This window comes from Pseudomonas sp. LBUM1674 (assembly GCF_059695635.1).
Genome location: NZ_CP166779.1, coordinates 4,642,186 through 4,665,067, shown reverse-complemented (window position 1 = coordinate 4,665,067; position 22,882 = coordinate 4,642,186). Strand labels below are relative to the sequence as shown.

Genomic DNA, 22,882 nt, shown 5'->3' with positions numbered 1-22,882 from the left:
GAACTCTCTGGAATCAGTCGCTGAGCAAGCGACCCTGGCGAATGGGGGTGACGCCTGCAACTTTGGCCAGCCACAATCCAGGCTGGGCAAAACGCAGGCGTTCGCGGGCATAGAGAATGCCGTCGGTGCTAGCGCTCACCACGCTATGGCGGTCGGTCAGCGGGTCGATAACCTCGAATAACGGATCGCCGACCTTGACCTGCGCGCCCAGCGGTTGCAGAAAACTCACCACACCCGGATGGGGCGCACAGGCGTACTGCGCGCCGGCGAATGGCATGGCCTGGCAATGGCTCGGCGGTGCAGCAGGCCAGTCACCGCTGATCAGGCCTTGTTCGGCGAGATACCCGAGAATGGCGTGTGCACTGCCGACGCATTGCTCGCGCCCGGTGTCGGCCATGCCACGCAATTCGATGGTGGTGGCCACGCACGCCAGGGGAATATTGGCTTCAGGAAACCGTTTGGCCAGGCGTAACCATGCAATGGCGCAGGCTTCGTCGAAGGCACTGCCGCCCGCATCTTCGGCCAATAACGTGACCCCGGCGCCGAGGCGAGCGGCCAGTGACTGCAAGCGTGGCCAGTGTTGCGGCATCGCATACAACAACATGATCGATTCGAAATCGCAGTGCAGGTCCAGCACCACATCGGCGTCACAGGCATGCTGCAGCAACAGGCGGCGCAGGCCGTCGAGCTCCGAGGTCGGTGCTGGCATGGCGGCGAGGGCATCGACCATGGCACGGCGGATGAGGGCGATGTTGGCGTCGGCATCGTCTCCCAGTCGGCCTTCCAGCAGCAGTGCAACGGCATCGACCAACGCCGGGAAGTCGCGATTGAAGTTCTTGCCGCTGGAGAATTCAAAGCGCCCCTGATGGGTGGCCTGGAACATCTGGGCGATACCGATCGGATTGGCCATTGGCACCAACTCGATCACCCCGGTCAGGCGGCCTTGTGTTTCCAGTTCCAGAAGACGGCGCTTGAGCTCGACGGCGACGCGCATCCCCGGCAACTCGTCGGCATGCAATGACGCCTGGATGTAGGCCTTGCGTGCTCCACTGCCAAAACGAAACAGGGTCAGCGTTCGTTCAGTGCCCGATGCACTCCACGGCAAGCGGTATTGAATGTGCTCCATAGCAGCTCCTTAGTACTTGCGCGGTGCCAGATACGCCAGCCAACGGCGCTCGGCCAGCTTGAACAGACGTACCAGGATGAAGGTCAGGGCGAGGTAGATGAGGCCGGCGGTGATAAACGCCTCGAACGGTAGATAGAACCGTGAGCTGATAGTACGCGCGGCCCCGGTGATGTCGACGAGGGTGACGATGGAGGCCAGGCTGGTGGTTTGCAGCATCATCAGCACTTCGTTGCTGTACTGCGGCAATGCCCGGCGCAAGGCCGACGGCATGAGAATGCGGCGATACAGGGTCAGGCGTGACATCCCCATGGCCTTGGCGGCTTCGATCTCGCCATGGGGGGTGGATTTCAAACTGCCGGCCAGCAGCTCGGCGCTATAGGCACTGGTGTTGATCGCGAAGGCCAGGCAGGCGCAAAAAGTGGCGCTGGAAAGGTAAGGCCAGAGCACGCTTTGGCGCACGGCTTCGAACTGCGCCAGGCCGTAATAGATCAGGAACAATTGCACCAGCATCGGCGTGCCGCGAATCACGTAGGTATAGAGCCAGGCCGGGAAGTTGATCAGCGGCGATCGCGACACCCGCATCAGCGCCAGTGGAATCGCCAATACCAAACCCAGGGCCAGGGAAATGAGCAGGACTTTGAGGGTCAACAAGGCGCCATTGAAGTACAGCGGCAGGTTTTCCCAGATTAGGTTGTAGTCGAGAATCATCAGGCGGCTCCCCTCACAATTCGGCGGCTTTGATGCCGACCGAGTAGTGTTTTTCCAGATGGCGCAGCACCAGCAAGGACAGGCTGGTGAGCATCAGATACAGCGCCGCCACCGCGAGGTAAAACGTGAATGGCTCGTGTGTGGCATCCGCTGCGTTCTTGGCCTTGAACATCATGTCCTGCAAGCCAATCACCGAGATCAGCGCGGTGGATTTGGTCAGTACCAACCAATTGTTGGTGAACCCGGGAATGGCGAAACGAATCATCTGCGGTACCAGAATTCGCCAGAACACCTGTGCACCGCCCATGCCATAGGCCACGCCGGCCTCGGCCTGACCTTTGGGGATCGCCATGAAGGCGCCACGAAAGGTTTCCGAGAGGTAGGCGCCAAAAATGAAGCCCATGGTGCAGACGCCGGCGATAAAGGGGTTGATGTCGATGTAGCGGGTGTAACCGAGCGCCAGGGCCATGCGGTTCACCAGATCCTGGCCGCCGTAGAAGATCAGCAGGATCAGCACCAGGTCTGGAATGCCGCGAATCAGGGTGGTGTAACTTTCCCCGAGCATGGCCAGCCATTTGAGCGGTGACAATCGCAAGGTCGCGCCGATCAGACCCAGGGCAATCGCCAGGGACATGGACGTCAAGGCCAGGTTAATGGTCAGCCAGGCGCCATCGAGAATGCTCGATCCGTAGCCGTGGAGCATGATGAAGTTCCTCAAGCGAGCGCCGCGAGGCGCGCAAGACAAGCCCCGACAGACGCCTGCAACGGGCCGTCGCCGGGTCTTGGGTCAGGGGGGCAGGGGAAAGGCTTACTCGCCGTAGATATCGAACGCGAAGTACTTGGCCATCACTTGCTGGTACTTGCCATTGGTGCGAATGGCGTCAATCGCGGCACTCAGGCGCGCAACGTTGGCACTGTCGCCTTTGCGCACAGCGATCCCGGCGCCCCGGCCAAAATACTTCGGGTCGTTGATGTCGGGCCCTGTCAGTGCGAAGCCCTGGCCAGCGGGTGTCTTAATGAAGCTCTCATCGGTGTTGACGATGTCGGCAAGGGTGGCGTCCAGACGACCCGAGGCGAGATCGAGGAAGGCTTCATTTTGTGAGGAATAGCGCACCACGACGACGCCGGCTTTTTCCAGTTGCTCGGTGGCAAAACGATCGTAAGTCGAGGAGCGTTGCACGCCGACTTTCTTGCCCTTGAGGTCCACCAACGGGTCATTGATCACGTTGCCGGCCTTCATCGCGAACTTGCCCGGTGTGTGGTAGTACTTTTTGCTGAAGTCCACGGACTTCATCCGGTCTTCGGTGATGGACATCGACGACAGCACGGCATCGATCTTGCGCACTTTGAGCGACGGGATCATGCCGTCGAACTCCTGAATGACCCACTCGCATTTGACCTTCATTTCTTCGCACAAGGCGTTGCCGATGTCGTAATCGAACCCGCTGACATTGCCCTCCGGTGTCTTGAAGGAGAAGGGCGGGTAGGCGGCTTCGATACCGATACGCAGGCTGTCTTCGTCGGCCTGTGCCAGCAAGCTGAAAGCGCATAGCGCCAGCGCACCTAGAAGTTCTGTCTTGTTCATATTGTTGACTCCTTGAGGGCATTTGGGAGAAACGGGCGCCCGCCATCCGGGTTGGCGTGGTGGATCGGTCCTGTGATCGGCGAGGCTATAAATGACACAATAAAAATCTATATGCAACATTGGTGAAAAAAATCATATCAGTTTTAGGCGTGGCAAAGCGCGCCGGTGACCGGGCGGTGCAGGCACTGGTGAGTGGTTCTGCGGGGTGTAAAAGCTTGTTCCGGGGGAGCGAATGATCGGTTTTTGGCAGCTCTGTCATTCGGTCGAGACGGCTATCGACCCTATGCATTTTGTCAGCAGCGACAGAAAACAAATGCGGTCAAAGCGGAGCAATAGCTTCATCTGGTTCCGACCCACAATCCTTTTTTCGTTCCATCGACTTGCGCGACGACAGCGGCGCCAAGGGCTGCAATCGACCCCAAGCGGTCATTCGTATCAATCAGTAAGCGTCGATTTCAACCTATCGATTTCGCCTACAAATCGCAGTCGTGTTGATCTACCCATCAGCGTGGAAACAGTAACGTCACCGCCACGCGAAAGCCCCAGCCTCGCAACATTTCCCCTCCTTTCAGTAGGAACAACATCACGGTCAGCACCGCCCGAGCGGTGGTGCTGACCGTGACTTTGTCTCACCGCACCAGTTCGACCTCGCTCGGCCGCCACTCTTTCGTAAAGAACGATTCAAGCGGGCTGTAGAAGCGCAGGATCGTGCTCCAGCCTTTACCCGGAACGGTCTGTATCCAGTTGCCGTCGCTGACCTCTGCTGGCTTACTCGGGGCGAAGTACACGGTCGTGGAGCCATCGGAGTTCGCCACGGCGGCGGGCGTCGGATAACTCTGGCTGCCCGCACGCGGGTAGCGCTGCGGCGTGTCGAGCATCGAGCGGCTCTGATTGTCGTAGAGTGTCAGGGACCAGAACTTCTCCGCCGGGATCTTCGGCGGGAGCGTCATCTTGTAGGTCTTGCTCCCATCGAAGTATTCGCCCTTGGAATCCACAAACGCGGCGAGGTATTGCGAGCCGATGCCCGTCAGCCGCATAACCATCGCTGGGGTGATGCCGGTGGCGTAGAAGAAGAACCCCGTGCGCGCGTTGAGCATGCGATAACCGGTGGGCGGGTAGGGTGTGATGGTGCCGTCCGCGCTGACCTGTGGCGGCGGCGTTTCGAAGTTGTAACCGCCGGCAAAGAGCATGTTCGTCCAGGCGGAGCCGGGATAGTAAAACCATCCCTCGGATGGGCGCGCATTCCAGCCCAGGGTTCGACCCGTGGCCGATCCGATGGCCGCCGCATCGGTCAGGATTTTCTTCATCCGCGTATCCGGATTGAAAGGCTTGCCCTTGACGATGCCGATTGCGGCCAGCGAACCCATGATCTCCGGATCGAAGGAACCCTCCGGCTCCTTCTGGACCAGATCATTGATCATTTCGAAGTAGCTGAAGTCGCTCGGCGGAATGGTGGTCATGACCTTGCCGCTGCCTTCGGTGAACTTCACCGGCGGCGGGGGCTTGAGGAAGGACCATTCCAGTTTGTGCTCCGGGGTGCGCAGCAGCGTGGCTTTACCTTCAAGTGCCGAGCCAATGCTCGTGCCGTAGCCGCCCGGTACATAAGGGTAGACCTTGAGCGTCCTCTTGATGAGTGCAACCGCAGGCTTGGGGTCATCGTTCTCGAGGAATGACCGGCCTAACATCGTCGCTCGGTTCGTGCGCAGCCTGTTCACGAAGTAACCGTTCTCCGGAAGTATGCCTTTGTAGTCAGGCGGCACCAGTAGATATCTCCCGCCCTCGCCTCGGTCCGGCCCTGGCAGTCCGATGTCGGTCACCCAGCGGAACCAGATGTCGTCGATGACGCCGAGTGACATCGGAGGCGTCTCGACCACCAGTGGTCCATTGGTGACATCCAGATTGACCCAGAAATAGATGGTGTCTGCATTGGCAGTTAGGAACAGGGACTTTGAGTCCATCAGCTCCGACCAGATCAGGGCAGTGTTGTTCGGAACTCCGGCCTCGTTGAAGCCTTTGAAGATGGCCGCCACCGACGCGCCTTGGTAAGCGTTCACGAACGCCTCGACGCCGTGCATCAGGTCGAGGTTGTCGTAGATCTTGGCGACGGTCTCTTTGCTCGGCGCGCCGTCTTTGAACTCGAGCGTGCCGAGACTCGTCTGGATCTGGTCGGGCGTGGTGATTGCCGGAGGGATTGCGGAGGATGTCTGGGCTGTAGCTTCATCCGCGACGATGATGACGGTGGCGACGAGCACGGCAGCCAACACCCCGTTAATGAAAGTGCGATTGGTTATTTTCATTGGTTGATTCCTTTCAGTGCGTCTTTGTTGAGCTGCCTATTTCACCACCTCGACCTCGCTCGGCCGCCAGGTCTTGGCGAAGAACGGTGGAAGCGGGCTGTAGAGCCGCAGCATCGGGAAATAGCCCTTACCCGGCATGGTCTGAATCCAGTTGCCCCGTTTGACACCCGTAGGCTGGGTGGGACTGAAGTAAACTGTCGTGGAGCCGTCGGTATCCGCTTCGGCGGCGGGGGACGGATAGCTCTGGCTGCCCGCACGCGGGTAGCGCTGCGGCGTGTCGAGCATCGAGCGCGTCATGGTGTCGTAGAGCGTCCACGACCAGAAATTCGCCTGCGGAATGTCCTTCGGCAGCGTCACCTTGTAGGTCTTGGCGCCGTCGAAGTACTGCTTGTCGGCATCGACCATCGTCCACAGGTAGGTCGAGCCGATGCCCGCCACGCGCATGGCCATCGCGGGCGTGATGCCGGTGACGCCGTAGAAGAAAGACGTTCGCGCGTCCAACTGGCGGTAGCCGGTGGGCGGGTAGGGCTTGACGCCCTCGGGCGTAATTTCCGGGACTGGCGTCTCGAACTCGTAGCCGGAGGAGAACAGCATGTTCTGCCAACCCGATCCGGGATAGTAGTACCAAGCTGGGTCGCGAGGCGCCGTAAACAGGGTGCGCGAGGTGGCATTGGCGAGCGCCACCGCCTCGGTGAGAATCTTCTTCATCCGCGCATCGGGATTGAACGGCTTGCCTTTGATGATGCCGATGGCGGCCACCGGTCCCATCAATTCCGGGTCGAGCGCAGTTGCAGGCTCCTGTTGCACCACCTCGTTAAGCATCTCGTAGTAGCTGAAATCGCTGGGTGGAATGGTGTTCATTACCTTGCCGCTGCCTTCGTGGAACACAGGCGGCGGCGGGGGGGTGATTTTGCCAAGTTTAGCTTTGCCGCTCAGGAACTCGGCGATGCTCGTGCCCTCGCCACCCGCTTCATAGGGATAGATTCTGGTCGTCTTCTTGATCAATTCGACCGCGGGTTTCGGATCGTTTTTCTCCATGAACGAGCGGCCCAAGAGCAGCACGCGGTTGGTGCGGGAGCGAGCGATATAGAATCCGCCCTCGGGCAGCGGACCGTCATACCCCGGCGGCAGGATGAGGTATTTCCCGCCTTCGCCGCGGTCGGGTCCGGGCAAGCCGAAATCAATGATCCAACGCCACCAAATATCGTCGAAGGTGCCCAGCGCCTTGGGCGGTGTCTCGACCACCATCGGGCCCTTTGAGATGTCTATGAAACTCCCGAAATAGACGGTATCGGCGTTGGTCGTCAGAAACAGCAACTTGGCATCCATCAGTTCGGACCAGATGATTACTTCGTTGTCTTTTACCGCGATGCTCAGAAAGCCCTTGCGGATGGCGGCCATGTTCACGCCCTGGTAGGTGTTCACAAACGCCTCGAACGCGCGCGTGAAGTCCAGATTGTCATAGACCTTGTCAATGGTCTGCTTGCTCGGCATGCCGTCCTTGAAGTCGAGCGCGCCGATGCGCGTCTCGACTTTGTCCGGTGTGCTGATCGACGCGGGAATAACGGGGCTCTCCTGCGCAGCAGTCAAGCTGGGTAGTGTCAGCACAATGCAGGCTGCAGGGACTGTCAGGAGCTGGATGAGTTGTTTCACAGTTTCATCTCCATCGTTATGGATAAAATCGTCCTCGCCACACTCGCGGCGATTTCACGCCAGCTCCTCGATCGCTACAACAACCAGCCATACAACTCTTGATAGCCCCTAAATGGGAGATGACGCCTTAAATTTTAGTGGACGCTGAAGGGAGTTATACGTTGAGGACAAAAAGTGCAGTCTGCTCGACCAGTTCGCGGCAGCAGATGAAGCATAGCCAATCATTTGTCATTGCTCGTTCCAACGACTGCTATTGGCCGGTTGCTGCCCGTCGTGAATGGCGGTTTCCGCCCCGGCCAACCGGCCTGACGCAAGGTGTAGAGCATGGTGGCGATATCTAGCCCTGGCAGCGTGCCGATTGCGTGAACAGCGCAGGCTCAATACCCGTGCCGCGCTTAAAACCCTGTTGGAGGGTGATGTTGATACGCCGGCGTGGCTCAGGCCGTTCCGAACCACTGACCACTCAGGCGGGGAATTGGGCTATCCAGTGCCTGGCAATCTCTTCGCGCCGGCAGATCCACACCGCGTCGTGGCCTTGCACGTAATCCAAAAAGCGCGCCAGCGCCATCGCACGACCAGGATGGCCACTGATCCGCCCATGCAGGCCGACGCTCATCATCTTCGGGTGTTGCGCGCCCTCCTGCCACAGCAGGTCGAAAGCATCCTTGAGCAGCCGGAAGAAGTCTTCACCACAGGCGAAACCATTCGGCAGCAGATAGCGGGCGTCGTTGTTGACCAGTGTGTAAGGGATCACCAGGTGGGCGGGCAAGCCTGGGAGCCAATAGGGCAGATCATCGTTGTAGGCGTCCGAGCTATAGAGAAACCCACCTTCCTCATGCAACAGGCGGCGGGTGTTCTGGCTGACCCTTCCGGTGTACCAACCTACGGGGCGTTTACCGCAGATTTGCTCGATCACGTCGAGGGTGAGGCGGATATGGCGCCGCTCCTGGTCTTCAGGCATGTCGCGATAGTCCAGCCAACGGTAGCCATGCCCGGCAATCTCATGCCCGGCAGCGCAGAGCGCATGGCCGATCGCCGGGGTGAGTTCCAGTGCTCGGCCGACGGCGAAGGCGGTCAGCGGCAGGCCTCGGGCGTTGAACAGCTCCAGAATGCGCCACACACCTGCGCGCGATCCGTATTCGTACATGCCCTCGACGCTCAAGTCCGGTTCCCCCACACGCGGCGGGCGGCCCGGTAGCTCGTGAAGCCAGGCCTCCGACTGTGCATCGCCATTGAGGATGCATGACTCCGCGCCCTCTTCGATGTTGAGTACGAACTGGACCGCGACGCGCGCCTCACCGGGCCATCGCGGGTGGGGTGGGCAGCCGCCATAACCGTTGAGGTCGCGAGCGGACATCAGCCCAGCTCGAAGGTCGTGACGCCGAACACACGTTCATGTGCGATCGCCGGAGGAGGGCCGAGGTACATGCGTGCGCAGCCGAAAACCTCGATCATGCCCTGTTGGTGCACGAGCGCCATCGCGGCGGGGTTATTCTCCGGGGCATCGAGAAACAGCGGACCACCCTCCGCAAATTCCGCCAGGCGCGTGTAGAGGGCATTGGCTGCCAGGGCGTCATCGGCGAACAAGGGGCCGATCTTGTAGCCTTCCCGGCAGCGCCTTACTACGCCATAGCCGCTTAGCCTGCCCTCGCGCTGGCAACCCACGGCGAGTGCATCGGCTTGGGCTATCCACCCGCTCAGGAAGCTTGTGCGCGCGGCGGGGAAGCAGGTGCGGTCGTAATCGACAATCTGATCGAACGAGAAGGTGGCCAACGGGACAATGTCCTGGCCGTCTACCTGCGAGGTCGTCGGGCGTTCGGTGATCTCGGCACGAAAACGCATGTTGCGATGGGAGAAGGCGAAACCACCCTTTGCGTAGTAGTCCTGCATCGCGAAGACGCCGTCCATGCCGATGCTCGCGCCTGGGCGCAGGCGGGCGAGGAGTCGCTCGCGGCGTGCGTGCCAGAGGGTATTGCCCAGACCTTGACCGCGATATTCAGGCCGGACGATGAAAAAACCCATGAAACCGAATTCGCCATTGTAGGAGGTGATGGCACCGCCACCGATCAATTCGCCGCCCTGGGACGCCGCGATGAAGGCGGCAGGGTCCGTAGCCCAGAACAGCTCGGCATCGTGAAAGCCGGGATTCCAACCCTCACGGGCAGCCCAATCGACGAGCTCGTCCAGCTCGGGACGGGTCATGTTGCGAATGATCAGCTGATTCGACACCGCGAAGTTCTCCTCAGTCGCTAATCGAGCGTGTGGTCCATCCCCACTCTGAACCCTTTCGGTATAGCTTCAACCCAAGTATTGATCCAGCTCGTCACGTCACCTGCAGATGCTACCCATCGTGAAGGGCAGCTATTGGCCGAGCAGTTTGTCGACGGGCAAATCTCCCAATGCCAGCGCTTGCCATGCCGGGGACATCCAGTACGGCCGCTAGCCGGTTTTTTCGTTTCTGAAGTACGAGAAATGCAGGGATCGCCTGAGCTAAAGCCTCTGCGCACTGGCATCTACATCGACGGGATAATTACACCTGCTTTCTAAGAACGCATACCCATCCAGATTACGGCTTCAGTCCATGCAGTCACCATCGGTGTCAGTACCCGGAACCAGGGATCGCGCACATCAATCTGCGCTGCCGAGTGGTCATGATGGTGCTGCTCCTCCTCCACAATCGAAGTAATGGCCGCCACCGCGTGGAGATCGATATCGCCCAGCACATCAAGTTGATGAGCCAGGTGCTTGAGCACCACACTTTCAACCGCGACGGTAGTAGCGACAATGGCTTTGCGGCCACAGATGCCAGTAACCAGACCCAACGCCAGGCCGCCGATGCCACACAACCAATAACTACGGCAGCGGGGATAACTGCGACGTTGCAGCTCCTCCTGAAAAACCGTCCGATGGCGGCGCTCGTGGGAGAGAAACTCCTTGAGTTCATTCACCATGCCCGGGACGAAAAGCCGGGCCATAAACAACTGTCCGCTGTAGATACAGATCGCACCATGCTCGCCCGCATGGTCAACTTTCATCATGCGGTTGCCGAGGTCTTCGCCCTTAGCCGTGTAGTCTGGTGAATTCACATTGAGATTTCTTGTTCGAGGGGCTTGGTCATCGGGCCTGTCCTTGCTCTTGAGCCGGCATCGTGCTGTAACGCCAGGCAGATAAGCAAGTGAGTTCACAGGGCGGCCCCTCACCATCGTCGATTTGGCCGATCTTTAAGCAGCTGACAGACCGCTTCCAAGGACTTCTTGTTTCCGACCCGGTTGCACGACTCAGACCATCTCTACACCAGACAATACGCTCGAATAGTCAAAGCGTGGCAGGAGAACGGATTGTTAAAGGCCGTCTCCTATGGCGATTACATCTCTCTCAAGCAACCTCAGGCTGCTTGTGCCGCCTGGGCATGACTCACCACTGCTGCCAGCCGCTTGAGCCCTTCGTCCAGCCGTGCAGGATCGATGTGGCTGAAGTTCAGGCGCATATACCCCGGATTGTTGTCCGGTTCGGGGAAGAACGGTTCACCTGGCATGAATGCCACATCCGCCGCCAGTGCAGCATTCAGCAGTGTGCGGGTATCCAACGGCTGCTTGAGCCTCAGCCAGAAAAACAGCCCGCCCTGCGGCACGTTCCAATCCGCCAGATTGGAAAAGTGCGCTTCCAATGCAGTTTGAAATGCATCTCGACGAACCCGGTAGAAGTCCCGCAACTCGCTCAGGTGACGCTGGAATTTGTCGGTGCCTATCCATTGCAGCGCCTGCCACTGACCGGCCCGATTGGTGTGGAGGTCGGCCGATTGTTTGAGTTTCAGCAAGTGCGGGAACAAGTCCGTACTGGCAATCAGGTAGCCGACTCGCAGTCCCGGCAGAAGTGTTTTTGACACGGTACCGGTGTAGATCCAGCTGGCCTTCTTCAAGCGGCTGACGATTGGCGTTGCGTTGTCGCCGTCGAATGTCAGCTCGCGATACGGCTCATCCTCGATCAACGTCACCCCGAACTCATCAAGCAACGCTGCCACGGCATCGCGTTTGGCTTCGCTGTAACGCACGGCCGAAGGGTTCTGGAACGTCGGGATCAAATAGATGAACGCCGGTTTGTGTTTTTCCAGGCGCGCGCGCAGTTGCGCCAGGTCAGGGCCGTCTGCCTCCTGCGGAACTGTTATGCAGTCAGCGCCGAACAATTGAAAGATCTGCAACGCCGCCAGGTAGGTTGGCGCTTCCAGCAGAATCTCGGTGCCTTTGTCGATGTACAGCTTGGCCGCCAGGTCGAGGGTTTGCTGAGAACCGCTCACCACCAGCACCTGACTCGCCTCGCAGGGCACACTTAACGCACGGGCCTCTGCGGCCAGCGCCTCCCGGAGCGCCGGCTCACCTTCGCTCATGCCGTATTGGCCCATGGACACTGGCATGTCCGTCCACTCTACTTTGGGCAGCATGGCTTCGGCCGGCAACCCGCCAGCGAACGACATCACTTCCGGGCGTTGGGCCGCGGCGAGAATTTCACGGATCAAAGAACTTTTAAGGCGCGAGACACGTTCGGAGAATGCCATGGGGTCACCAGTAGCGAGGCTTGGGGAGAATGAGTCAAACTAGTTGACCGAACTTACGACAATCTTCGCGGAAACGTCAATATGCTTGACCTTAAAAACCCCGGCACCCAGCAACAGGCCATGGAAGCGTTCTTCTTTGGCTACCAGGCCTTTACCGCCAAGGCCGACGAAATGCTCGAACGTCGAGGCTTGAACCGGGTACATCAACGGATCGTGTTTTTCGTCGCCCGTTACCCAAACCTGAGCGTTAAGGAATTACTGGCGCTGCTCGGCGTCAGCAAGCAGGCGCTGAACATTCCCCTTCGTCAGTTGCTGGAAATGCATCTGGTGAATAGCGTCGCGTCGGAGACCGACAAGCGTAAACGGCTGCTGGAACTGACGGATGATGGCGCGCGCTTCGAACAGTCATTGCGGCGCGAGCAGGTTAAGTTGCTGGAGCGGGTGTTTGCCGAGGCTGGGGAGGCGGCGGTGAATGGGTGGTTGGCAGTAAATCTGGCGCTGGGGAAAACCCAAGTGCCGGCAGAGTAACGCTCGTTCCCACGCTGAGCGTCACTTGCGACTGCGCAATATCCATAACTTGACTGGCTCAACGGCTGCTTTTGGGCCGATTGCTGCCCGTTACGGGGGGCTGCAATCGACCCCACGGCACCACTTTCTGAACGATTGACCCCAACCATACTCAAACCAGTTCCCACCCCATGGGATGACTGGACTCCAGTCAGCACTACCTCAATCGGCGCCGGATTCATCGGCGAGGCCAGCCTGGATTCGGCGCGCCTTCTGTCACTCTTACAAGGAAGCAAGAACCTCATGCAACAGTCCCCATCCCCATCTCCATCTACGGCGGCCACCGGCGAATTGATTGCAACCTACCGTCACGGCAAGGGCTTTGTGGTATTCACGCTGATTTTCGGTTTCGTCATGTTGGGTCTGGCGTGTTTCGTGTTGTACCTGGGCACGATTCTGCCCGCGGGCAATGCCGGGTCTGCCAGCCTGACGACGAGCCGTGGCATGACGCTGGATTTTTCCAGCCCGCAGATGCTGATCTATGCCGTCAGTGCCTTCCTCGCTGTTATCGCCGTGGTCCTGTTTGGCATCCACCTGTGGCACAAGCGACAGCGCCAGGCCAGTTATGAAGTCTACGAGCAGGGCATCACTCATATCAGCGGGGCGACGAAGGACTTCGTTCCTTTCGCCGAGATCGAGGACCTGTACCTGTTCAGCTCCGGGCAGTCGGCAATCTCCGGGTTGATCACCAACCTGGCCTACCGGCGCAATGCCAATGAGCCTTTTCACCGGGTTATCGAATCCCTCAAGGGCTTTCAGGCGTTCCAGCAGAAAGTGCGCGAGCTGCATGTCCGTGCCCGCCTGCCGGTGGTGCTGGATGCGCTGGCAGCGGGAGGTTCGGTGACTTTCAGGTATTTGGGCAGCGGCGCGGTCTGGGGCAAGCGGATGAGTGGCAAGTTCCTCGATGTGAAGACTCAGTCGATTGTGGTTACGCGCAGTTTTCTGGAGGTGGATGGGCGTAAGGTGCCGATGTCGACCTTGCGCACGTTGGATCTGAGCGCGTGGTCCGAGAAGGTGGTGATCAAGGATGAGACCGGGAGCGCAGTACTGTCGACTGTTGCTACCGGGATTTTGAGCCATGACCTGTTTCTCAATACGCTGGATGCGGTGCTGGAAGTTGAAGAGGTAGAGCGCGGGGAGGGTGCGAAGGTTCTGGTTTGAGGGGACAGGGCACTGGTCGATGCGAGCGTCGGCCAGTGCTCTGTTTCTCAGGAACGCCGCGTTTAGCCAGTAAGCCTGCGTTATCGTTAACGACCATCGTCGGAACGCCGCCCGGAGCAAGCTTGCTCCTACAGTGGGCCGTGTTCGGAGTCGCTAAAGCCCGCTAGCGCCCGTGAGCCGCATCGGCCAATTGCCCGGTATCGACTCTAACGAAAACCGAATCGCCAACCGCTGTCAGCACGTCCCCCGCATACACTTCGCAGATGACCCGGGTCTTGCGTCCGACATCCCCCTCGACCTTCGCCCGCAGCGTCAGCGGAACGCCCATGGGGGTCGGCTTGATGAACTTGATGCCAAGGTTGCCGGTGACGCAGTTGATGCGCGGAAGGCTGTCGGCCTCGCGTTGTTCCAGCCGGTAGTGATAGGCCATCGCGGTCCAGTTGGAATGGCAATCGACCAGCATTGCGATGAGGCCGCCGTAGACCAGGTCCGGCCAGCCGCAGTACTTAGCTTCGGGCCTGTGCTCGGCCATGACATGCACACCGTCCTCATGCCAGAAGCTCTTGATGTGCAGCCCGTGCGGGTTGCTGCCGCCGCAGCCGTAACAGACGCCTTCCGGCGCGGCGCTGTCTTGCAGGGAGGTTTCGAGCGGGGACATGTCTTGTCATCCTCAGGGAAGTAAACTTTGCGTATTTTAACCTCAGTCTGGGGGATTGGGGCTTGGTATCGATTTTCCAGAGACAAGCAGCTGCCGGCCGTCTGCGACGCCGCGCTCCCAAGCATGGAACCGGGTAGAGCTTTTATGTGGGAGCGAGGCTGCCCGCGAAGGACGTGAAGGCACCGCGTACATCCAAGGAAAAGCGACTGGTGAAGTAAAGACGCGCTCCGGAAATAGCCGAAGCCCCACTGCGTCACGCGCCTGTGAACAGTCATTCACCAATGATCGCCTTGATCAATTCGATATGGGCCTTGCGGGTGTCGCGGGGGGAAATCAAGTGGATATAGGCCGCTGTCCTTCCAGAGGCCGCCAATAGCGTGGTGTTGAGGAGCTGATCGTTGCCCAGTGTTCCGTAGGCATCAATCTCGAGAATGCCAAGTCCGTTCTTTTTGACCACCTCTTTCTCACGCAGAATCCTGAAGTCCTTATATCCGCTTTCATGCTTGCTGATGGTGCCGTTTGCCAATCCCAGCAGAAACTCCTCATCGTTATCCCCCACAATCGATCCTTCCGGCACCGGGGTTTCAGTCACCACCACCATGCGTTTTTGTGCGGCGTTGACATACAACGTGCCCGTCATGCCTCTGGCTCTGGCCTTCGCATCAAGCTCAGGCAACTCGCGCTCGACATAACCTTGCGGCAATGTGTAACTCAGTTTGCCCGCGAGCACGGAAATCCTCTGGGGAGTACTTGCCTCATTCGCTGGCTGTTCCGTTGCAGCATGAACCGCTGCAACGCCTTGAACCGAGAAGACCAAACACAACATGACTAGCTTGCGGCTGAACGATCGCATCGTAATTCCTTTTAGTGAATCCCTGAATGATCCTGCAAGTGTGCCCGAAACCGAGGATCATGCAGGAGATCCGATTGGCTTGAGCCTGCTTTGGAGCCCTGAATGAAAGTTGGCGTAATCTCCGATACCCATGGCTTGCTCCGCGCCGAAGCCCTGGCGGCCCTCGAAGGTTGCGCGCGGATCATCCACGCCGGCGACGGCCGAGCTGGATGCCGGGATAAAGCTGGTGATCACCGGCCATTCGCATAAGCCACGCATTGAATGGCGCGGTGAACGGCTGTACCTCAATCCAGGCAGCGCGGGGCGACGCAGATTCAAGCTACCGGTGACGCTGGCGTTGCTTGAGGTGCTTGATGGTTCGATTGAGCCGCGGCTGGTTTCGATTCACGGATTGTCACGACCTTGGGCAAGCCCATTAGCAGGCATCAGCGATCAATTTCGCTCGGATTGCAGCAGGCGTGGCTTGAACATGCCGTTGGCGATCATCGGCGCGGGCTCTTCATTGCCGTGCTATTGGCAGAGGAATTCGCGTATCGCTTCGGCGGTTCGCCTGGCGCTGGTCACCACGAAAAAATGCCCCTCGCCCTGCAGGACGTGCAGTTCGGCACGGCGAATGGCGCGGCGCAGGATGTGCGCGTTGTAAAGCCGCACCAGGGTGTCGCGTTCGCCGGTGAGGATCAGCGTGCGCTGGTGCAGACGGAACAGCCGCAGCAGGCTGGTCCAGCCGACCAAGGCGGTGAGCTGGTGGTAATAGGTTCGCGGGTTGACCGTGAGCATGCCGTTCACCATACCGAAGCGCAGTAGCGTCTGTATCGAATCGCGCGAGCCTTCTTGCTTGCGCAGCTTGGCGCTTTTACTCCTGCCAAAAAAACCCAGGATGTCGGCGGGCTTCACCAGCATCGCCGGGCCGGCCGAGGTCGCCGCGAGGATCAGCCGGCGCACCATGCTCGGGTAACGCAGGGCGAATTCTTGCGCCAACGCACCGCCCCAACTGAGGCCGAACACATCGACCTGGTCGATTCCCAATTGCTTGAGCATCTCGGCGATCAGGTCGGCATGGCGCGGCAGACGCATCGGCCAGTGGGGCATTTGCGATTTGCCGACCCCGGGCACGTCCAACGTAATGGTCCTGTAGTCCACCAATTCATCGCGCAGGGGATCGAAGGTACGGATCAAACCACCCAGGCCGTTGAGCAAGAGCAGCGGTGAGCCTTGGCCGCGGATTGAAACGTTCAACTGCAAGTCTTTAATGGTTAATTTGCGCGTTGTCATGGTTTCCCCCTTGGCCTACCCGCTGTTAAGACAGCGTCTGGCGCCAAACGACTGCTTTTTGCCGATAACAGTCTGTCGTCAGGAGCTATTGATCGCCATCAGCTTTCCTGTGAGCCGCGAGGGGCGAAAGAAAGTAACATTCGCAGGACCGCGGCTGACCTCGGTTGTTTTCAAAAACGGCGTTGAACAAACCTTTCTAATTGCGGTGAGGTCAGGGGCATAGTGCCCCCGGCACTCATCACTCATCACTCATCACTCATCACTCAGACGCGACCACGGCGTCACTCCTCACTTGTTGGGTGTCAGCGGCCGTCTGGCGACCCACCTTGAACCATGCAGCGTACAACGCCGGGACGAAGAAAATCGTCAGCAGCGTCGCCACGGTAAGGCCGCCCATGATCGCAATTGCCATTGGTCCCCAGAACACACTGCGCGTTAGCGGGATCATCGCAAGCACGGTGGCCAGCGCCGTCAGCATCACCGGTCGGGCCCGGTGAATGGCGGCATCCAGCACAGCGTTCCACGGGTCGCGCCCTTCGGCGATCTCGATTTGTACTTGATCGATCAGGATCACCGCGTTCCGCATTATCATGCCACCCAGTGCGATGATGCCCAGGATGGCGACGAAGCCCAGCGGCGACTGGAACACCAGCAGCGCCGGCACCACACCGATCAGGCCCAGCGGAGCGGTCAGCACTACCATCCACATGCGGGAGAAGTTCTGCAATTGCAGCATCAGCAACAGCAGGATGGTGATCAGCATCAGTGGGGCCACCGCGAGCAGCGCCTTGTTGGCCTTGTCGCTTTCCTCAACGGCTCCCCCCACATCGATGCGGTAACCGGTCGGCAGCTTGGCTTCGATGTCCTTAAGCAACGGCTGGATTTCCTGTGTCACCGATACTCCCTGCTCACCATCCTTCACATCGGCACGCACGGTGATCGCCATGTCGCGGTTGCGGCGCCACAGTACCGGCTCTTCCAGTTCTGAGCGCACCTGTGCGACTTGCGACAGCGGCACCACTGTGCCCTGGCGTGTGTAAAGGTTGATGTTTTTCAGTGTGTCGAGGTTCAGGCGTTCCTCTGGCACGGCACGGGCCACGATGTCGATCAGGTCCTCGCGCTCACGCAGCTGCGACAGGGTTGCGCCGTTCATCACGGTCTGGGTCGCCAATGACACGTCGGCTGGCGTGAGGCCAAGCGCGCTCGCCTTGTCCTGATCAAGCTCCACTTTCAGCGCACGCACCGGGTCGTTCCAGTCGAGCTGGAGGTCGCGCACCTTTTGGTTGGACGCCACCACCTTCTCCACGTCACGGGCGATCTTGCGCACCACCTGGGTATCGGGGCCTACGACGCGGAACTGCACCGGGTAGCCGACAGGTGGCCCCAACTCGAGCCGGGTCACGCGTACCCATGCCTGTGGGAATTGTTGGTCAACCGAGGCCACCAGCCGCGCACGTACTCGCTCGCGTGCATCCAGATCTTTGGTCATCACAACGAACTGGGCAAAACCCGGATTGGGCAGCTCGGGGTTGAGCGAGAGATAGAAGCGCGGTGCGCCAGCGCCGGTGTAGGCGGTATAGAAACGCACGTCCTCGTCTTTCGCCAGGATCTCCTCCATGTGCTTGACCTGCTCGGTCGTCGCGGCGAACGAGGAGCCTTCCTTGACACGCAGGTCAATGACCAGTTCAGGACGCGAACTGTTGGGAAAGAATTGCTGCGGCACCAGCTTGATACAAGCCAGAGCGAGCACCAAAGCGCCAACCGTCGCACCGATGACCATCCAACGGCGCTCGATGGCGGCGTCGATCAGGCGGCGCAGGCTGCGGTAGAACTTGGTGTCGTGCGGATCAGCGTGCTGGTGCGTGCCCAAGTCGTTGGGCAGCATCTTGACCGCCAGGTACGGTGTGAAGATGCCGGAACAGATCCACGAGAACAGCACCGCGGCGCCAACGATCCAGAAAATGCCACCCGCGTACTCGCCGGTGGTGGACTTCGAGAGGCCGATCGGCAGGAAGCCTACGACGGTGATAAGTGCGCCGGTCAGGCGCGGCATGGCGGTGGACTGATAGGAAAAAGCGGCCGCCTTCACACGGTCCATGCCGGTTTCCATCTTCGCCACCATCATCTCGATGGCGATGATGGCGTCATCCACCAGCAGTCCCAACGCGATAATCAGTGAGCCGAGCGAGATGCGTTCGAGGTTCCAGCCCATCGCCAGCATCACCAGCGCCACGCCGCCCAGCACCAGCGGCACCGTGGCCGCGACCACGAGGCCTGCGCGCCAGCCCAGGCTGGCCAGGCTCACCGCGATCACAATGATCAGCGCCTCGGCCAGCGCACGCCCGAAGTCCAGGATTGCATCCTTTACCGTGGTCGGTTGGTCGGCCACCAGCTCCAGCTCCACGCCGTGCGGAAGTTCCGACTGGATCTTGGCGACGGCCGTGTCCATCGCCTTGCCAAGGTCCACGATGTTGCCGTCGCTGGTCATTGTGATGCCGAGCATCAGCACTGGCTGGCCGTTGTGGCGTACCGTGTAGGTCGGCGGATCCTCGAAGCCACGGGCAACGGTCGCGATGTCGCCGAGCTTTATCAGCCGGCCGCCCGCAGAGATGGGCACGTTGCGAATAGCCTCTTCGCTGGCGAATTGGCCACTCACACGCACCATGACGCGGTCGCCGCGGGTGTCGATCTGGCCTGCGGGCAGCATTGCGTTCTGGCTCTTGAGGCTTTCGGCGATGGTCAGCGGGGTAATGCCCAGCGCTGCCAGACGTTCGTGCGAGAACTCGACGTAGACACGCTTGGCCTGCTTGCCAACGACGTCGATTTTCTTGACCATCGGCACCTTCAGCATGCGGCGCTTGATGTCCTCGGCTGCGTCCGACAGGTCGGCGTGGCCGACGCCGTCACCCTTGACCGCGTACATCAGGCCATACACATCGCCGTACTCGTCGTTCAGGATCGGGCCGATCACGCCGTCAGGCATCTCCAGGCTCAGGTCATTGAGCTTCTTGCGCGCCTGATACCAGGCCTCGCGCTGGTCAGCCTTGGAGATGCCGCCGCGCACGGTGAGTGTCATGCCCGCGTAGCCTTGCCGCGCGTAGGTGACCACCGTTTCGAAGTTGTCGATCTGCTCGAATTTCTTCTCCATGCGATTGAGGACCTGGTCCTGCAACTGCTGGGCAGTGGCGCCCGGCCAGATGACCATGGCGGTCATGGAGGGCACGGAAAAGTTCGGATCCTCGAGCTGACCGAGCCTGGTGAAGCTGAAGGCGCCGGCCACCGCGACAATGAGGAGCATGAACAGGACGATGGCGCGATGGCGCAGCGCCCAGTCGGTGAGGTTGAGGTTGTTCATCGGGCGGCCTGCTGCATGGTATTCGCGTCAACGATCGCCGCATCGGGGAGCGCGACCTTCAGTCCGGACGTCATCTTCTGGACGCCGGCGGTAACGACCAATACGCCAGCCTGCGGCCCGGAGACGAGCACCTCGTCATTGCGGTAGCCCAAAACTGTCACAGGCTCCAGATCGACGATGCCTGCCGGATCATTGCCCGTGGGCGTGACCACCCACAGCGCCGGCTGACCGTCACTTTGCGTCAATGCCGTGGCTGGCACTGCCGCCACAGAGACACTGGTCATCTCACGCTCGGCCATAACCGTGGCGGTGGCGCCCAGCGGTAGCGCCTGTAACGGCTTGAGCCGCGCGCGATAGGTGCGCGTCTGCACTGCCGCCTGCGGCGACAGCTCGCGCAGCGTGACATCGAAGGTTTCGTTCGGCGCACTGGCCAGCGAGGCCTTGAAACCCGCGTCCTTGAAGACGGCTAGCTGATCCTCGGGCACGTCGATGACGATCTCGGATTCATCCGGGTTCGCGATCGAGACAACCGGTTGACCCTCCGGCACGACCTGCCCGGCCTCAAAGCGCACAGCCGTGACGACGCCGCTGCGCGAGGCGCGCAGCACGGTGTACTTGAGGCGGTTGCGCGCGAGTTCGAGCTTTCGAGCCTCGGCCTCGGCGGTCGCATGCGCGGTTTGGGCATTGGTCTGCGCGCGCTCGGCGTCGGCGGCACTGACCGAGCCATCAGTCTTCAACGCGGTCAGGCGCTGGCGGTCCGAGTCGGCTTGGCGTGCCTGCTCGACAGCAACTGACCACTGTTGTCGCGACGATTCTTCAGCGAGGCGGTAGTCGCTGTCATCCAGCAGAGCCAGGATGTCGCCTTCACGCACAAACTGGCCTACATCGACCTTGCGCTGGGCTACCTTGCCACCCACGCGGAAGGCCTGGTCGACTTCATGTCGCGACTGTACGGTGCCCACATAGCGACTGCTGTCGCGGGCATTGTCGTAGCTGATTGCAACGGTGCGCACCGGGCGTGGTGCCTGCACGGTGGGCTGGTCGGGGCTACACGCGGACAGCATGACCGCTACGGCCAAGGCGCCGGCCGCAGTAAGGGAATTCTTCAAGACAGTTCCTCTTTGGAAAACGACAGATTCTTAGGAAAGTGGTGGCCGGTCGGCTTTGGCGGATGCGGTTGGGTTGGAAGGTTGTTCGAACACCTGCCAGCCCCCGCCCAGTGCCTTGTAGAGCTGCACGCTATCGAGCAGCAGACGGGTGTTGCTTTCGTTGGCATTCAGGCGTGCCGCCAGGCGCGCCCGTTGCGAATCCAGCAGAGGCAACAGGTCAATTTGCCCGCGGTTATAGAGTGACTGGGCGCGACTTTGTGCCGTCTCTGCGGAAGCGGCGGCCAATTGAAGCGACCCGGAGCGGCGGCGTTCCTGCGCAAGCGTGACGAGGGCGTTTTCCACATCTTCAAGCGCCCGCACGATGCCGTCCTCGGCGCGCAGCAGCGCCTCTTGTTGAGCACTTTCAGCCGCTTCGTTGATTGCTTGCGTGCGCCCGGCGTTGAAGAGCGGCATCGCCAGCAGGCCCGCGACATTGGTGAAGCGCGCAGCGCCGAGATCGGCACCGTTCAGGCTCAGGCCCTGGCGACCAAAGGACGCACCGAGGAAGAGTTGCGGGAACCACTCAGCTTTCGCTTGCTGGCGTCGCGCATTGGCGGCGTCGAGCTGGGCCATCAGCGCCAGTACGTCAGGGCGGCGTTGCAGCAGCTCGGCGGGCTGGCCGGGCTTGGCCTCGGGCACGTCGGTCAAATCACCGGTTGAAGGCTGGATGTCCTTGGTGTTGAAAGACTGGTCTGCGATCAGTACCGCGATACGGTGACGTGACACCGCAACTTGGGTTTCCAGCGGCGGAACCTGCGCCCGCGCCGACAATGCGTCGGTCTGCGCGCGTTCGACGTCGAAGGCGGATGCCAGCCCCACCTGTTGACGCGCGGTGACCAAGCGCAGCGTCTCGTCCTGCATCGCCGAGATTGCGCGAAGCGTCGCGACCTGGCGCTGCGCACCGACCAGTGTGAAGTAGTTGCTAACGACGTCGCTCATCACCAGCAGGCGCACTCCACGCATGCTGTGTTCAGCGGCTAGCGCATCGGCGTCAGCCGCCGCTGCGCCGGCTCGCAGACGGCCGCTCAGGTCGAGCTCCCACGACACGTCCAGACCCACACTGGTGGTCTTGGTATCCGGATAACCCTGTTTCGTGGCCGAGTTGTAGCCGCTGCTGCGGTCACTGCCGGAGACGGATGCTCCGACGCTCGGGAGCAGCCAGGACTGGCTGACCGTTTCTCCGGCACGCGCGGCACGCAAGCGCTCGGCGGCAATCTTGACGTCGCGGTTCTCACGCGCGGCTCGGCGCACCAGGTCCGTCAGCAACGGGTCGTGGTAGACCTCCCACCAGGCCGCTTCGGGTTCCATCTCGGAGGCAGTGCTTGCGGCGAAGTTGCTCGGCAGTTCGACCGATGGCTTGACGACCGGTGTGGAGCAACCGGAAAGGGCGAGGAAGATCGAAGTGACAAGGGCTGCCGCAATGGCGAACCCGGTCGCGCGTTCGGTGCGCGACAAAGTTGTCCGACCGGTATGACAGGGCAGCGGATGGGTGGTGGAAAGTCGCGGCATTAGAGTTGACTCGTGTAGATTCGAGGTTGCGTCAGCGTATGGGGCTGTGTGCGCGAAGTCGTCAGCGAAACGTCGCCGTTCGGTCGCCATGAGCGCGTTTGCTGTGGTTGAAGGGGTCACTCGCGGTCGTTGTCTGTCGCCTGCTCACTGACTGCCGACACTAGATCTAGGCCAATCGACTCCAGCAACTCTTCGGCGGACGAGAATTCGCGCTGACGCCCGGTGACCAGGTTTTCAAGGCGGCCCATTAGGGCACCCGGTCCGGCATCACTGCGCAGCTTGACGACGTATGTGCGGCGGCTCGGGTATTTGGATTCAGGGTTAAGGCTCATTGCAGACCTGGGGATCAAGAAGGTTCGATGCCAGCGTAAGCCGCCCCCGGGACCGAGTCGTAAGCGAAAGGTCAGATTTCGGTCGGATAACGTCCGCCCGCACAAC

At 60.4% G+C, this 22,882-nt stretch carries 19 protein-coding genes and 2 pseudogenes; 4 read left to right on the top strand and 17 right to left on the bottom strand.

What is annotated here, in order from left to right:
* Positions 1-13: 13 nt before the first annotated feature.
* From ACA067_RS21475 to ACA067_RS21435, 9 genes are all read right to left on the bottom strand, one after another.
* Positions 14-1,126 (bottom strand): succinylglutamate desuccinylase/aspartoacylase family protein, encoded by a 1,113-nt coding sequence (locus tag ACA067_RS21475; RefSeq protein ID WP_497458396.1) that lies wholly within the window; start codon positions 1,124-1,126, stop codon positions 14-16.
* A 9-nt stretch (positions 1,127-1,135) separates the two neighbouring features.
* On the bottom strand, positions 1,136-1,834 hold the full coding sequence (locus tag ACA067_RS21470) for an ABC transporter permease (RefSeq protein ID WP_497458395.1): 699 nt from the start codon (positions 1,832-1,834) through the stop codon (positions 1,136-1,138).
* A gap of 13 nt (positions 1,835-1,847) precedes the next feature.
* Complete coding sequence (locus ACA067_RS21465; RefSeq protein WP_497458394.1) at positions 1,848-2,537, bottom strand: ABC transporter permease; 690 nt, start codon at positions 2,535-2,537, stop codon at positions 1,848-1,850.
* A 105-nt stretch (positions 2,538-2,642) separates the two neighbouring features.
* Positions 2,643-3,419, bottom strand: coding sequence for an ABC transporter substrate-binding protein (locus ACA067_RS21460; RefSeq protein WP_497458393.1), 777 nt, complete (start codon positions 3,417-3,419; stop codon positions 2,643-2,645).
* Positions 3,420-4,048: 629 nt separating this feature from the next.
* Positions 4,049-5,716, bottom strand: coding sequence for a DUF1254 domain-containing protein (locus tag ACA067_RS21455; protein ID WP_497458392.1), 1,668 nt, complete (start codon positions 5,714-5,716; stop codon positions 4,049-4,051).
* Positions 5,717-5,752: 36 nt separating this feature from the next.
* Positions 5,753-7,369, bottom strand: coding sequence for a DUF1254 domain-containing protein (locus ACA067_RS21450; RefSeq protein WP_201181170.1), 1,617 nt, complete (start codon positions 7,367-7,369; stop codon positions 5,753-5,755).
* Positions 7,370-7,832: 463 nt separating this feature from the next.
* Entirely contained in the window at positions 7,833-8,726 is an 894-nt protein-coding gene (locus tag ACA067_RS21445) for a polysaccharide deacetylase family protein (protein ID WP_497458391.1), read from the bottom strand.
* Positions 8,726-9,598, bottom strand: coding sequence for a GNAT family N-acetyltransferase (locus ACA067_RS21440; RefSeq protein ID WP_497458390.1), 873 nt, complete (start codon positions 9,596-9,598; stop codon positions 8,726-8,728). Before ACA067_RS21440 ends, ACA067_RS21445 begins: the two co-directional genes overlap by 1 nt.
* A 314-nt stretch (positions 9,599-9,912) precedes the next feature.
* Positions 9,913-10,455 carry a 3-demethoxyubiquinol 3-hydroxylase gene (locus tag ACA067_RS21435; RefSeq protein ID WP_497458389.1) on the bottom strand — a complete coding sequence of 181 codons (543 nt, stop codon included), beginning with the start codon at positions 10,453-10,455 and terminating at the stop codon, positions 9,913-9,915.
* A 147-nt stretch (positions 10,456-10,602) separates the two neighbouring features.
* Here ACA067_RS21435 and ACA067_RS21430 point away from each other — a divergent pair.
* Positions 10,603-10,699 (top strand): annotated as a pseudogene (locus tag ACA067_RS21430) (integrase); the annotation flags it as partial.
* Between the two features lie 55 nt (positions 10,700-10,754).
* Here the strand turns inward: ACA067_RS21430 and ACA067_RS21425 are convergent.
* Positions 10,755-11,921, bottom strand: coding sequence for an aminotransferase-like domain-containing protein (locus ACA067_RS21425; RefSeq protein WP_497458388.1), 1,167 nt, complete (start codon positions 11,919-11,921; stop codon positions 10,755-10,757).
* Between the two features lie 81 nt (positions 11,922-12,002).
* Here ACA067_RS21425 and ACA067_RS21420 point away from each other — a divergent pair, with 81 nt between their 5' ends.
* On the top strand, positions 12,003-12,449 hold the full coding sequence (locus ACA067_RS21420) for a MarR family winged helix-turn-helix transcriptional regulator (protein ID WP_497458387.1): 447 nt from the start codon (positions 12,003-12,005) through the stop codon (positions 12,447-12,449).
* Between the two features lie 282 nt (positions 12,450-12,731).
* The gene (locus ACA067_RS21415; protein WP_497458386.1) at positions 12,732-13,649 is read left to right on the top strand and encodes a hypothetical protein; all 918 of its coding nucleotides are present in this window, start codon (positions 12,732-12,734) and stop codon (positions 13,647-13,649) included.
* A gap of 163 nt (positions 13,650-13,812) precedes the next feature.
* Here the strand turns inward: ACA067_RS21415 and ACA067_RS21410 are convergent, their stop codons facing one another.
* Together ACA067_RS21410 and ACA067_RS21405 are read right to left on the bottom strand one after the other, a co-directional pair.
* On the bottom strand, positions 13,813-14,307 hold the full coding sequence (locus tag ACA067_RS21410) for a PaaI family thioesterase (RefSeq protein WP_497458385.1): 495 nt from the start codon (positions 14,305-14,307) through the stop codon (positions 13,813-13,815).
* 271 nt (positions 14,308-14,578) lie between these two features.
* Entirely contained in the window at positions 14,579-15,160 is a 582-nt protein-coding gene (locus ACA067_RS21405) for a DcrB/PsbP domain-containing protein (RefSeq protein WP_497458384.1), read from the bottom strand.
* A 102-nt stretch (positions 15,161-15,262) separates the two neighbouring features.
* Here ACA067_RS21405 and ACA067_RS21400 point away from each other — a divergent pair.
* A pseudogene (locus ACA067_RS21400) lies at positions 15,263-15,545 on the top strand (metallophosphoesterase family protein); the annotation flags it as partial.
* 125 nt (positions 15,546-15,670) lie between these two features.
* Here ACA067_RS21400 and ACA067_RS21395 read toward each other — a convergent pair.
* The 5 genes from ACA067_RS21395 to ACA067_RS21375 form a co-directional block, all read right to left on the bottom strand.
* Complete coding sequence (locus ACA067_RS21395; RefSeq protein WP_497458376.1) at positions 15,671-16,432, bottom strand: alpha/beta fold hydrolase; 762 nt, start codon at positions 16,430-16,432, stop codon at positions 15,671-15,673.
* A gap of 259 nt (positions 16,433-16,691) precedes the next feature.
* Positions 16,692-19,787, bottom strand: a complete 3,096-nt coding sequence (locus tag ACA067_RS21390; protein WP_497458383.1) for an efflux RND transporter permease subunit — start codon at positions 19,785-19,787, stop codon at positions 16,692-16,694.
* Entirely contained in the window at positions 19,784-20,896 is a 1,113-nt protein-coding gene (locus ACA067_RS21385; RefSeq protein ID WP_497458382.1) for an efflux RND transporter periplasmic adaptor subunit, read from the bottom strand. The genes ACA067_RS21390 and ACA067_RS21385 overlap by 4 nt, the downstream gene beginning before the upstream one ends.
* 30 nt (positions 20,897-20,926) lie before the next feature.
* Positions 20,927-22,444 carry an efflux transporter outer membrane subunit gene (locus ACA067_RS21380; RefSeq protein ID WP_497458381.1) on the bottom strand — a complete coding sequence of 506 codons (1,518 nt, stop codon included), beginning with the start codon at positions 22,442-22,444 and terminating at the stop codon, positions 20,927-20,929.
* A gap of 116 nt (positions 22,445-22,560) precedes the next feature.
* Positions 22,561-22,776 (bottom strand): hypothetical protein, encoded by a 216-nt coding sequence (locus ACA067_RS21375; RefSeq protein WP_497458380.1) that lies wholly within the window; start codon positions 22,774-22,776, stop codon positions 22,561-22,563.
* Positions 22,777-22,882: the final 106 nt, after the last annotated feature.

What these genes read in the sequence shown, in the direction of transcription:
- ACA067_RS21465 (WP_497458394.1), bottom strand. Translation starts at nt 2,537, where the DNA reads ATGCTCCACGGCTACGGATCGAGCATTCTCGATGGCGCCTGGCTGACC.
- ACA067_RS21470 (WP_497458395.1), bottom strand. Translation starts at nt 1,834, where the DNA reads ATGATTCTCGACTACAACCTAATCTGGGAAAACCTGCCGCTGTACTTC.
- ACA067_RS21460 (WP_497458393.1), bottom strand. Translation starts at nt 3,419, where the DNA reads ATGAACAAGACAGAACTTCTAGGTGCGCTGGCGCTATGCGCTTTCAGC.
- ACA067_RS21475 (WP_497458396.1), bottom strand. Translation starts at nt 1,126, where the DNA reads ATGGAGCACATTCAATACCGCTTGCCGTGGAGTGCATCGGGCACTGAA.
- ACA067_RS21395 (WP_497458376.1), bottom strand. Translation starts at nt 16,432, where the DNA reads ATGACAACGCGCAAATTAACCATTAAAGACTTGCAGTTGAACGTTTCA.
- ACA067_RS21410 (WP_497458385.1), bottom strand. Translation starts at nt 14,307, where the DNA reads ATGTCCCCGCTCGAAACCTCCCTGCAAGACAGCGCCGCGCCGGAAGGC.
- ACA067_RS21425 (WP_497458388.1), bottom strand. Translation starts at nt 11,921, where the DNA reads ATGGCATTCTCCGAACGTGTCTCGCGCCTTAAAAGTTCTTTGATCCGT.
- ACA067_RS21415 (WP_497458386.1), top strand. Translation starts at nt 12,732, where the DNA reads ATGCAACAGTCCCCATCCCCATCTCCATCTACGGCGGCCACCGGCGAA.
- ACA067_RS21445 (WP_497458391.1), bottom strand. Translation starts at nt 8,726, where the DNA reads ATGTCCGCTCGCGACCTCAACGGTTATGGCGGCTGCCCACCCCACCCG.
- ACA067_RS21375 (WP_497458380.1), bottom strand. Translation starts at nt 22,776, where the DNA reads ATGAGCCTTAACCCTGAATCCAAATACCCGAGCCGCCGCACATACGTC.
- ACA067_RS21420 (WP_497458387.1), top strand. Translation starts at nt 12,003, where the DNA reads ATGCTTGACCTTAAAAACCCCGGCACCCAGCAACAGGCCATGGAAGCG.
- ACA067_RS21455 (WP_497458392.1), bottom strand. Translation starts at nt 5,716, where the DNA reads ATGAAAATAACCAATCGCACTTTCATTAACGGGGTGTTGGCTGCCGTG.
- ACA067_RS21405 (WP_497458384.1), bottom strand. Translation starts at nt 15,160, where the DNA reads ATGCGATCGTTCAGCCGCAAGCTAGTCATGTTGTGTTTGGTCTTCTCG.
- ACA067_RS21380 (WP_497458381.1), bottom strand. Translation starts at nt 22,444, where the DNA reads ATGCCGCGACTTTCCACCACCCATCCGCTGCCCTGTCATACCGGTCGG.
- ACA067_RS21390 (WP_497458383.1), bottom strand. Translation starts at nt 19,787, where the DNA reads ATGAACAACCTCAACCTCACCGACTGGGCGCTGCGCCATCGCGCCATC.